Source organism: Vibrio sp. SSH13-20, assembly GCF_040104475.1.
Classification (GTDB): Bacteria; Pseudomonadota; Gammaproteobacteria; order Enterobacterales; family Vibrionaceae; genus Vibrio; species Vibrio harveyi.
Window position 1 is genome coordinate 183,964 of record NZ_JBECOU010000006.1, and the last position, 11,794, is coordinate 195,757.

Below are 11,794 nucleotides of genomic sequence, written 5' to 3' on the forward strand. Positions count from 1 at the left end.
ACCTTGTCTTATAGTTCCATGGATCCAAGTAACCACTTGAACCGTAATCTGATTTGTTCGACATCATAATAAAAACGAAGGTCTACGACCAACAAAAATGTGTCGATGTTTTGTCAAATGACTCATTGTGCTGTTTTATCAGCAAAAAACGCGCCATGTTGATGACGAATATGACTTGTTTTTCTATCCCAGCTCTCATTCACCAAAGCTTGCACGTCGTTGTGCCATCGCGTTGAGGATTGCCTCTGCGTCTAGGATGGATGTCCACGATAATAAGTTGTCATCATTTTCTATCATAAAAGCAGTCAGTTGCGAAACAATAGCGTCTCTGAGCTCTTCACCTTTCCAAGGCTTGGCGATGTAGTAATCGAGGCTCGCATGATTGATTGCTTCAACGGTGTCTTCTAAGCCAGCTTGACCCGTTAAGAGCAGCTTGCGAGATGATTTAGTGTCACCATTTTGACTGAGTTCGATTAAAAAGCTGATGCCAGTTTGCTCCGGCATGATGTGGTCACACAGAATCAAGGCAAGCTGAATACCGTCTTCCGCCATTTCTTCAATCACCTGTTTTGCTTCCGTGACAGATTCCGCACCCTCAACAACGAAATTTTCTTCGAATGGCATCAAATCCTGAAGGACACTATCTAAGACTTCTCTTTCATCATCCACACATAAAATCAGATATTTAGTCATACTTCATCTCCTTCTTGAGTGATAGGTAACCAGACGGTCATGCAAGTGAAATGGTTGAGCTCAGATTCCACCTCTATCCAGCCTTTATGGCTTGCCATAATCTGTTGGCAGATAGACAGTCCGATACCTAAACCGAAATTACCTTCTTTCTTGGTTGTAAAGTTGAGTTCAAAAATGGCTTTTTGTTGCGATTCGGGGATGCCACATCCGTTGTCTGTAAATGAAATTACGGCATACTTTTGTTGGTTTTTTTCTACCAAGCGAGATTGAATAGTGAGTTCGCCTTTATCAGGAAAGGCATCAATGGCGTTGGAAATCAGATTCGTCCAAACTTGCTGTAAAGCAATGGGTTGGCAGAGTGTATTAGGAAGTTCTGCGTAGTTTGTTGTGACCTTATGCATCTTGAGTTTGTTCTCAAAGATCACCAACGTATCTTCTATGCCTTCATGTAAGTTGGCAAAGTGTAAACCTTCGTCGTCTGAGCGCGCGTAGCCTTTTAAGCTTTTTACCATATCAGCGATGCGAGCTGCGCAAACATTGATTGAGCGAAGTGATGCGCCGACTTGATGATATTGTTCTAACGTGCCAAGTGAATCCAATGAGTCGGCGTTTTGACGGTTAAGTTGTGCAACCAAAGTTTGGTCGCCCTCAAGCCCTAGATTAACGACTTTCTTTGCTAATGTTCTGTCGGGAAGGCTGGAACTCAATTGTTTTACTCGCTCTCTGAGTTCTGCGGTCGAAGCCGGTTTGGCGCTTTGAGCTCTTGTCAGTAAACCAATGCCTTTTTCTTGAACCTCGTAACTAGGTAGCTGAGTGAGTAGGTTTTCAAGTGTCAGAGTTAGGTTTTCTACCCCTCGCAAGATAGCTGCAATGGGGTTGTTTAATTCGTGTGCGACACCCGCAACAAGTTGACCCAGCATCGCCATTTTTTCGCGTTCGATGAGTTGCTGGTGGGCGGACTCCAATGATTCCAATGTTTTTTGCAGTTGCAGCTTAGTGTTGATGCTGCGTTGCAATCGTCGGTTGAAATGACGTAGCAACAAGTTGGTAAACAGAGGTAGTAAGTTAGAATCACCTTGCATCACCTTACGGAAGACATTTCTGTCAAGCTTGATGACTTCCGTTTTTGTTAGGGTGAGTGCAGTTGAAAACGAACTCTCTCCGGTGACAAATGACATGCCGCCGACAATGTTTCCTTTTGAATGGCGCACCACTTCACGTTGCATGCCAAGTTCATCACGTTTGTAGAGCGCTACCTCACCACTGGTAATAAACCACAAGAAACTGTTTGGCTCGCCTTCAATCGTAAGTAGGTGTTCAGGAGAGTAGGTACGGCAAGCCTTGGTATCGTCATTTTGTTCAAAGAAGTGTTGCAACGCCGTGATGACTTGTTCTGCGAGTTCCCCATCAGAGAGGGCATGGTAGTCGTTCAAGAATCCTGCTTGATAGTTGCTCATCTGATTTTCGATGTGAGCGCGCAGCAATTTATGCTGGTCGAGGATTTGGCTGTAGTTGAGCAAGTCTTCTCTATCATGACGGAGAATGAACTGGGTCAGCTCTTTTTGCGCCGTATTGAACAGGACCTTATCCGGAAGAGGCTTGGTTAAGCAGTGGTCGAGGCGTCCTTCATTGACGGCGGTTAAAATGGCTTCAATATCGGACGAGCAGCTAATAAGGATTTTGCGAGCTTGCTCAGTATGTGGCTTGCGGTCGAGACCGATGAGGAAGTCAACGCCATTAAAATGTGCATGATGGCTCGCAATAACCAGCGCAACCTTTTGTTCTCTTTCTTCGAGGTATTCGAGAGCGCTCTGCGCTTCTTCTATCGATTCTACAGAGAGAATATCAAACTTGCTCGAAAAGGCAGACAACTCCAGTCGAAACTGTTCGGCACTGATTGGATTGTTGTCGAGGCACAATACGGCGTAACGGTTCACAGTGGTTTGAGCTCCGGTTAAAACTTGGCACCAACAACATATCAATTAAATATAGAAATGGTTGAGAGCTGAGTATTGTTCTCGATTAATGAACTAAAATAACCATCAATAGTCTGATATATCTCAATGTTTTATCCGCTTTGGGTTTGGGTTAGACTGAGCACAAATACTCAATAAGTGACGTTATGGAAAATCTTAAAAAAATCGGTGCCATTGGTGGCGCTATTTCTCTTGCGCTGTGTTGGCCGTTAGCGGTTGGTCAGATTGGTCAAACTATCATTGAAGATGGCATCGCCAATATGAACGATGAAATGGTCAAAGGTGAAATTGTGGAATATGACCGCGGTTACCTGTCTTCGGTCGTTCTGACGCGTTACACCGTTGTCGACCCAGAAATCAAAGCGCAGCTTGAGCGTGATGGTCTTCCGACAGCTTTTGATGTGACCAGCGACGTAACACATGGTTTAACGAGCTTAAGTGCTGACTCTAAATTGGTGGATGCTGACTTTTTGCCGCTGACGATGCACAGTAAAACACAGCTCAACGGAAACACGGATTTCACGCTTAACCTAGCAAGTTGGAATTACCAAAACGACGCTCAAGGTATGCACCTTTCATCTAGTCCTGCGCAAGTTAAAGGTAATGTGACTGTGCTGGGTGATTTAAACTACCAAGTGTCGATTCCTTCGGTACAAATCGACTTTGAAAATGGTGAAGAGATTCATCTAACAGAGCTGAAAGGTGAAGGCAAAGGTAAGCAAGCAAAAGGATACTGGCTAGGGGAGCAATCTTTCTCTCTACAAAAACTGGATATTGTTGATGCGCAACTTGCCCCGATGTTCCTAATCGAGAACGCAAGCTACAGTGGCAATACATCCCTGAATGAATCTGGCGACAAACTGAACACCCAGTTGGTATTAGACGCTAAGCAAATGCGTTTAACGGATGGTACAGACGTTGATAACTTCAAGCTTGATTTCGCTATCGGTGATATTGACAGCCAGTCGTTCGATCAAATTATGTCGATTTACCAAAGTTCACCAATGCTAGATGAGCAAGAGATTCAAAAGCTGTTGCCGCATATTGATACTTTGTTTAGCAAAGGCTTTAACCTATCAGTCAACGAGCTATCTCTCGCATTTGGAGACGGCAAATTCCGTAATGAATGGCAATTATCCGTGCCGGAAGGTACCGACCACATCACGCAAGACCCGATGAAGCTAATGACAGCGACAAAAGGCTCGCTGAATACTTACTTCTCTGATGAGTTGGTGGATCTGTACCCATTCATTCAAGAAGGCGTTGACGAGTTGATGGTGATGGAACTTATTGAGAAAAAAGACAAGGGCTATGAACTAAAAGCACAAATTTCTGATGGGAAGTTGAAGTTCGAAAATGGACAAGAATTTCCTTTAATCGCATTGCTTATGCCTGCATTGATGCAATAGAGAAGTTTACAAAGTAAGTTTTTAGCTTTTCCAGTTTAAAAAGAGGTCGTAAGACCTCTTTTCTTGTTTTTATCCCTGCAAAAACGTGATATTAATTTCGTAATCTTTACTTAGCAGGAGCAATGAGCATCATGGAACAAAATACGGACAACGTATTTAACTTCAGTGCAGGACCTGCAGGTCTGCCAAAAGCAGTCATGCAGCAAGCACAAAAGGAGCTAATCAACTGGCAAGGTCTTGGGACTTCAGTGATGGAAATCAGTCACCGAAGCAAAGAGTTCATTAAGGTTGCAGAAGAAGCAGAGCAAGACCTTCGTGATCTTTTAAATATCCCAGACAACTACAAAGTATTGTTTTGCCAAGGTGGTGCTCGTGCTCAATTTGCCGCTGTTCCACTAAACCTATTAGGTAGCGCGGAAACTGCGACTTACATTGATGGTGGTTACTGGGCAGAAAGCGCAGTAGCAGAAGCGAAAAAGTACTGTGAACCTGACGTGTTCAACGCAAAAACGGTGATTGACGGTAAAGCGGCAGTTCTACCTGCAACAGAATGGAAAATTTCGCCAGATGCGGCTTACGTCCATTTTTGCCCGAACGAGACCATTGATGGTATTGAAATCAACGATCTGCCAGTAACGGATAAACCAATTGTTGCAGATATGTCTTCGACCATTCTTTCTCGTGAAATTGATGTTTCTCAATACGGTGTCATTTACGCTGGTGCACAAAAGAACATTGGTCCATCAGGCATTGCAATTGCGATTGTTCGTGACGATCTTCTTGGTTTGGCGAAAGAAGTGCTACCGAGTATTCTTGACTACAAAGTGTTGGCAGAAAAAGAGTCGATGTTCAACACGCCTCCTACATTCGCTTGGTACTTATCAGGTCTAGTGTTTAAGTGGTTAAAAGAGCAGGGTGGCGTAAAAGCGATCGAGCAAGTAAACCGTGAAAAAGCAGCACTGCTATACGATTACATCGATCAGTCTGATTTCTACCGTAACGGAGTGCACTCTGCGAACCGTTCTCTGATGAACGTACCGTTCCAACTAGCAAAACCAGAACTTGATGGCACATTCCTAGAGTTGGCAGATGCAAAAGGACTGAAGGCACTAAAAGGTCACCGTGCCGTTGGTGGTATGCGTGCATCAATTTACAACGCGATGCCGCTTGAAGGTGTGCAAGCTCTCGTGGACTTTATGCGTGAGTTCGAGCAAGAGTACGCTTAATCACTAACTGTGATATAATCTTTGAAAGCGTCGCAATTGCGGCGCTTTTTGCTTTCTATGGTAGGGTGAACCACCAATGGAAGCCCCCGCACATTTCCTGTCGGCGCTTTTGAATAAGCACCAGTCGTTCGCTACTTTTGTAATACCATCAATTTTCGAGAATCCTAGTGAGAAACCTGAGCCTGTTGTTGTTATTTCTGTTTTCCTCCTTGGTCTCCGCTCAAGAGATCCAAGTTTGGAGTGGCATTGAATATTCTACCGTCGCAGAAATTAACGAGCGCTTCGAAGCCGAAACAGGCAACACACTCGCGATCAGAGAGTTCGATGTAAACAATATCCGTTCAGAACTACTACTCGCCAAGCAAACTGGTATTACCGTGCCTGATGTTATTTGGGTTCCTTCTGATTTCTTGGGACTACATGACTACTTTGATCTCGCCCAAATTCCGCCAAGCTGGTTAGAAGAGAAAAGCATAGAGCCAAAAGCTCTGGAACTCGTCACCGTGGACGACGCCATTTATGGGGTACCGCTTGGTTTAGGTAATCACTTGGTTTTGTATGTGAATACGAAGCTGACCAACGAAGTACAGCCAACTTGGGAAAAGCTTATTGAAGATGCCAAACAGGGCAAAAGCACGCTCGCAATGCAGTATCCGAACATGTACTTCTTGATGTCGTTTGTGCCTATGTTTTCCGATCATAGAACGCAACCTATCACCGATATTGATGTTGGTGCACTGGCGGCGGCTCTTAAGTTTTATGGTCGTTTACCTAAAGAAGGTGTGGTGATTGATGATTACAACCAAGATCAAGCGCGAGCGTTGTTCATTGAAGGGAAAGCGCCATATCTCATTGATGGTGATTGGGCGCTAGGTGAGCTGAAGCAACACTTCTCAACAGAACTCAGAATCAGCAGTTTACCGACGTACAATAATCACCACATGCACTCACTGAGTGGCGGTAAGGTGTTGGCATTTAATGCTGAAGCAATGCGCAATCCGGCGAAGAAAAAAGCAATGCGTACTCTGGCGATGATCGTACAAAAGCCGGAGTTTATTGAAGACGTCATCATCAACCAGAACTTGATCTCTACCAATCGCTCAATCAACCGCAAATGGTATGACGAAGAGAACACCTACTATAGCGATTTGTACAAAGAGCTGACCCCCGCTTATGCCATGCCAAGTACCGTAGAAATGGCGGTGACTTGGGAAGCGTTGATTCGCGGATATAAGCGCTATAAAGCAGGCATGCCTGCACACGGCGCCGCTCAATTTGTGGTGGACTTCATCAATAAACATTCAAATCACATTCACAAGAGTAGGAAAGCATCCTTATGATAAGTTTGCGTAGCATCTTAACTTTGATTGTGGTGGTAGGGTCGTTACTGCCTGCTTATTGGGTGGGCACCAGTATGATCGATAAGCACCAAACCGATTTGTTGGTGCAAAAAGAACTTAAACTGGAAAATACCAATCAAGGTATCCAAGAAACGATAGGTGAAGACCTGACCTTTGTGGCGAACTTAACTCGCTGGTATTCCAAGGATCGCTTACTCGTTCAAGGCATGGATAACGTCCTGTATTCATCCATTATCTGGCAAATGATAGAGACATTTGAAGAGTTGGCGGTCAATGTCAGTACGACTTACATTATCGATAAAAACTGGCAACCAATGTACGAAAGCAATGGCTCAGTATATCACCTAGAAAACAGTAAGCTGCTGACCAAAATTCGAGCCGCTGAAGACATTTATAAGCAAGGTAAGATGTATCACAGTACTTACTTTGATGAGGGGCTGGTATTAAATGGGGGGCAAAGTGGTATCGCCTTTGTCAGCCCGTTACTGCCGTACACGCTGCTGCCAGGTTCAGAGTATGAGCCGCAAGGTTATTTGGTTGTTTTAGTGTCATATCAGGATTTAATCCGAATTTCGCAACCATTCTTATATGCTCAAGAAAGCGTTAACTTCCACTATGGTGCGGTGAGTAATACCAAGGGGGATACCACGCATCATTTGAGTAAAATTACCGTCCAGAACAACAGTTTTGTGAAGCCATTAGAAGTGACTATGATTCACACTGTGTCAGACGCAGCACGAAACCAAGAACTGACACAATCGAAGCAACAGCTATTAAATATCATCATTGCGACCTTGGTTGTGACTCTATGCATTGCGATTGTGGCAAGCCGATGGCTTACAGAACCTATTCGTCAGATGGAAGTGGTCGTGCGTCGATTTAAAACGAATAAACGACCAGATTTATCGCCTAAGCGTTTTCAATTTAAAGAGTTTAGACAGTTGATGAGCCTATTGGATTCGCTTTGGGCGCAATTGACCAGTCAGATGGATGAGTTGGAAGTACGAAACAAAGCGCTGCGCAACGCCAACCAACAAGTTCAAGATACTAACGCGCAACTTGCGAACTTCAACCAAAAGCTAGAGCATCGAGTTGAAGAGCAAACGGCGGAGTTGCGGGCAAACTTAACACGCGAAGAAGCGCACCAAGCAAAACTCATGACGCTGATTAACTTTACCACTAGCCATGCAGGGGTAGGGTTCCATGCGATTCCGGAAGTGATTAATTCGGGGCTCTCCCGCTTGTTTCCTGACTCAGACATGCGCTTTAGTTTTGAAAAACCGTGCAGCGAAAATGCGAAAACCATGCGATCTTCTACGGGAGCTGAAATTGGTTACTTCTGTTATGGTAATTATGTCATGACAGGAGAAGATCGCATTTTATTAGAGCTATTTAAGAAGCAGTTATACTCGTGGCTGGAGTTAGAAGATTTCGCACGTCGAGACAAACTCTCAAAGTGCTTTAATCGTAAGGCGTTTGACGAAGACTATGAGTTTGCTTGCCAATCCGTCATTCAAGGACATTGGCAATCTATGGCTATTATTGTGATTGATATAAACGGCTTAAAAAACCTCAATGACAATTATGGGCACGACCGTGGTGATGTTTTGATTGCTAAGTCAACGCAACTCATCAAGTCGGTTCTCAACGGAAAATCCTTGTTGTACAGAATTGGTGGTGATGAATTTGCCGTCATTGCAAAAGACTTGAGCATTGACGCTCTAAACGAGTTGATTACACGTCTTGAGGTATCTCAACAGAATAAGTGGGTTGAGCTATCTGAGCATAACCGCTACCCAGTTCAGTTTTCTGTTGGAGGGGCTTCAAGTGAATCTGTGTCGATTGAAAATCTGTTTTCGATCGCGGATGAAGCTATGTATGAGAAAAAACGCGCCTTCTATCAGAAGTAATAATGAGTAATCGCAGACAGAAAAGCCCTTGTTCTTGCCGAATTAAGGGCTTTTTCGTGTCCGGTTTTAAACGTTAGGTTAGTTAAGGTGTAGAGTCAGGGGTTTCGCGATAGCAATGGATTCAATCGGCGAATCATCATCGAGAGGATAGGAGATACTAGAGCTGACAATGCCTGCGTTATATAGGCAATAGACGATATCAAGTTTGATATTATTTTGTTTAAGTTCGATGCCCGTCAATACTGAATCACAGTCAGCTATTTCAGATAAATTTACCGCTTTTTGTAGTGAGATTTTTAATAGACGATCTTCCGCTTCATAGCTGAATGCTCTTACTGCAAAGTCATCAATATCAATGATGGATTGGTTTTCTTCATTAGTGTCTAGAAATATTGGATTAACTTTATCCCGATATTGAATTGAGAGTGTCCCGTGCAAATCAAATGGATAGCGAATCTTTTTCATGCGTTTCACCTGCTAATAAATTAAAGCACTTGGGTATAGATCTTAACGACTTAGATGTTGAGCAGGATAGCATTTGAGAATTGATGAGCATCTCGATTGCTAAGTGATATAGCGGCAATCATTTGAATGCCGCTATAGAGCTGTGAACCGTTATCAGAAGTCAAAGATAGCGATTGAAGGCACAGTGAATCTAAACTAACAATCGACAGCAAAGCGTAAAAGCCAGTATTTGTTTAACAAATGCAATTAGGGTGTTCTGTACAACTGTCACATTGGCGATGAGTACAAACACCACAACACGTCAATAAATAGAGAAATTCTGGCTGAATAAACAGCTCACTGGTTTCAATATACATGATTGCGCGAGTATAGCGTTTAGCGCCAACTTTGATTGCACCTACCGGGCTTTCTCCTTCGTAAGCCGCAACACTAAAGCCCATTTTAAACATCACATCGACCGAGCTCTTTAAAGTGACACTTGCGTAATAATGATGAATATGCGCGTTTTGAGCCAAGAAAGTGAACTCTGTATGCAGCTGTTTACGAAATACGCGTTCATTTTTGGAGTGCTGACTGATGGCGTAGTAAGAATATACTCCTTTCTCTCTCAATGGCTTGGTTAATCTAAGGTCAATCGTGTCGATAGGTAAGCGTTGCTTTTTAGTTCTATCTAGCTCATTTTCCAATGTGGGCACAGTAAAAAACATACCAATGTTATGACCGACTAGCTCACCTTTGGAAAGGTATTTATAAGCAATTGCTCGATTGTCTTTCTGATATTCAACCAAATCAATAGTCGCAAGACTATGTTTAATATTTAAAGACTTAAGCTGATTATGAAAGTTGTTCAGACTATTAATGAATTCTTGCTCATTATTCTGGCTCAGTTCTTCCTCTTCAATATGTTCATACACAACAGGGTAAGCATTTTTGTAGTCAATCCCTGAGATGATAGACATTGCGTCTTGGTATCTTTGTTTCAAAGACAATTCAAACTGTTCAACCTCGTCTTTTAAAGGCGTATCTAACCCTAAATTACAAAGGTATGGCAGCAGGTTGTTTTCAAATGCACGAAGCACTCTGACTCGTCGGCTTAGACTCGGTTGAGTGATTCCTCTTTCCCATCGGCTAAAAGTAACACAGTCTATATTTGCTAAATCACCACCTAATAGATTTAGTCTTATTGATGCTTGCTCCTGAGTTAACCCTAATGTGGTTCTTATTGATTTTAGATAACTCCCGAACACTTTACTTCCCCCATAGGTTTAAAACATGTCCATAGCTAATTGTTATTTTTCGTTTAAGTTATGTGCATGACATTTCTCTGCCAAATGTGTCAATTTTGAGAAATGGTATTCCGGTACGGTACAATCATTTAAAATTGATGAGACATATAGGAAGTTGGAAATGCATTAATATTTATGTCGTGCTGCTCATAAATATCATGCAAATCGTATTATGTTTGTCGTTTAATTGAGAAGGCATTGTGCGTATTCTATAGGCATGAGATGCCTAGTTGAAAATGAAGGATATTATTTTGCTTTCATATAACCATATGAATAATAATGATTTTATTGTTTTATTTATCAATGTTCAAACAAAAATAATTGAATTTTAATTCGAGCTAATATTTTTTGCCATTATCTTAAAAATGAGAAATGTTCATCAAAGAGAATATATTTCATAAGAAAATAATAGGTATTAATGGAATGGTGTTCTTTAGGTGAATTTCAGCCTCTTATACGTAGGAATATACGAACTAAAGCCGTTAATAACGTTGCATAGTCATTTTATATTTATCTTTGAGCAGCCATGTTGGTTTGATGTTGGTGGAGCAGGTAGATCATCGCTGGCTGAGCTAACAGCACGGCAGTATCCAATTTCAATAAACACTTTCGATATGCTTTTCGACCGATTTTGACAGAGCCGGTCCGAGCTGGGCTGTCATACGCGACTTTTTTGGCACCAAGGTCCACTAGATAATCACTGAATTTGTTATCGAAGGCATAGTAGTAAATCTCAGTAATATTGGATTTGCTCGCGATGTAATCCACAAACGTTGGGTGCAGTTTCATGAAGACTTGTTCACTCATGGCATAACGACTCAAACAACACATGGCGAATTGATACTGCTCCGAATAAGACCGCACGAGCTCAAATGGCAGTGTTTGGTTAGGATTGGTAAAGTGTTCGTCGAGGTCCTTTGTTTTAAATAAGAAGGAAATTGAATGTCCTTTTACCTTGTTGGACTCACTATCTCTATACACCTTGGCTATCAATTTGTTTTCTTCATCTAATGCTAAGAAATCAAGGTCCAGCATTCCTGGGTAGTGAGCATCGGCATTTAGGAAGAAGTTATGTAACCGTGGGAGGTGAGTGTCGATGTCATGAGCAAAGAGTGCCTCTTCGATAATAGGCGCTTCTTCTTGGGGTTTTAATTCTTCATATCCAGAAGAAAGTAATAGTGCTTTTTGTGAGTAGTAACGTTCATAAATGATATCGTCCAAAAACGTTTCGTTCTCCGGAGAAGGCAAAGAGAGCAAAAAAGGTCTGAGATCTAAGTTAAGCTCACGTAGCACTTTAATTGCTTTGATGGTCTTAGGAGCCGTTGCATTCCTTTCCCAGCGACTAATAGTGACTGAATCCACAGATGAAAACTCTGGATTTGCCAAGTTTAATTTTGTCGCAAGCTCCCTTTGCGTTAATCCAAGTTGATATCTCAATTGCTTTAGATAATCACCGAACATTAACTAC

General features: G+C 42.5%; 9 protein-coding genes. 4 read left to right on the forward strand and 5 right to left on the reverse strand.

From position 1 onward, the window contains the following. Positions 1-195: 195 nt before the first annotated feature. Both ABMY42_RS18255 and ABMY42_RS18260 read right to left on the reverse strand, forming a co-directional pair. Positions 196-693 carry a response regulator gene (locus ABMY42_RS18255; protein ID WP_009698122.1) on the reverse strand — a complete coding sequence of 166 codons (498 nt, stop codon included), beginning with the start codon at positions 691-693 and terminating at the stop codon, positions 196-198. Then, positions 690-2,630: an ATP-binding protein gene (locus ABMY42_RS18260; RefSeq protein WP_009698121.1), complete on the reverse strand. Its 1,941-nt coding sequence runs from the start codon at positions 2,628-2,630 to the stop codon at positions 690-692. Before ABMY42_RS18260 ends, ABMY42_RS18255 begins: the two co-directional genes overlap by 4 nt. Before the next feature lie 185 nt (positions 2,631-2,815). On the opposite strand from ABMY42_RS18260, the gene ABMY42_RS18265 reads away from it, so the two are divergent. The 4 genes from ABMY42_RS18265 (at position 2,816) to ABMY42_RS18280 (ending at position 8,575) form a co-directional block, all read left to right on the forward strand. Then, the gene (locus tag ABMY42_RS18265; protein ID WP_009698120.1) at positions 2,816-4,078 is read left to right on the forward strand and encodes a DUF945 family protein; all 1,263 of its coding nucleotides are present in this window, start codon (positions 2,816-2,818) and stop codon (positions 4,076-4,078) included. A gap of 131 nt (positions 4,079-4,209) precedes the next feature. Further along, on the forward strand, positions 4,210-5,304 hold the full coding sequence (serC, locus tag ABMY42_RS18270; RefSeq protein WP_009698119.1) for a 3-phosphoserine/phosphohydroxythreonine transaminase: 1,095 nt from the start codon (positions 4,210-4,212) through the stop codon (positions 5,302-5,304). A gap of 167 nt (positions 5,305-5,471) precedes the next feature. Beyond that, positions 5,472-6,644: an extracellular solute-binding protein gene (locus ABMY42_RS18275; protein WP_017188164.1), complete on the forward strand. Its 1,173-nt coding sequence runs from the start codon at positions 5,472-5,474 to the stop codon at positions 6,642-6,644. After that, positions 6,641-8,575, forward strand: coding sequence for a diguanylate cyclase (locus ABMY42_RS18280; protein WP_038898858.1), 1,935 nt, complete (start codon positions 6,641-6,643; stop codon positions 8,573-8,575). Before ABMY42_RS18275 ends, ABMY42_RS18280 begins: the two co-directional genes overlap by 4 nt. A 78-nt stretch (positions 8,576-8,653) precedes the next feature. On the opposite strand, the gene ABMY42_RS18285 is transcribed toward ABMY42_RS18280, so the two are convergent. The 3 genes from ABMY42_RS18285 to ABMY42_RS18295 all read right to left on the reverse strand — a co-directional run bounded on the left by ABMY42_RS18285 (position 8,654) and on the right by ABMY42_RS18295 (position 11,787). Beyond that, positions 8,654-9,040, reverse strand: a complete 387-nt coding sequence (locus tag ABMY42_RS18285; RefSeq protein WP_005444511.1) for a hypothetical protein — start codon at positions 9,038-9,040, stop codon at positions 8,654-8,656. Positions 9,041-9,273: 233 nt separating this feature from the next. After that, a complete protein-coding gene (locus ABMY42_RS18290) occupies positions 9,274-10,287 on the reverse strand; it encodes a transcriptional regulator (RefSeq protein ID WP_038898859.1) in 1,014 nt (337 codons plus the stop codon). Positions 10,288-10,836: 549 nt separating this feature from the next. Then, positions 10,837-11,787 (reverse strand): helix-turn-helix transcriptional regulator, encoded by a 951-nt coding sequence (locus tag ABMY42_RS18295; RefSeq protein ID WP_038898860.1) that lies wholly within the window; start codon positions 11,785-11,787, stop codon positions 10,837-10,839. Between the last annotated feature and the right edge of the window lie 7 nt (positions 11,788-11,794).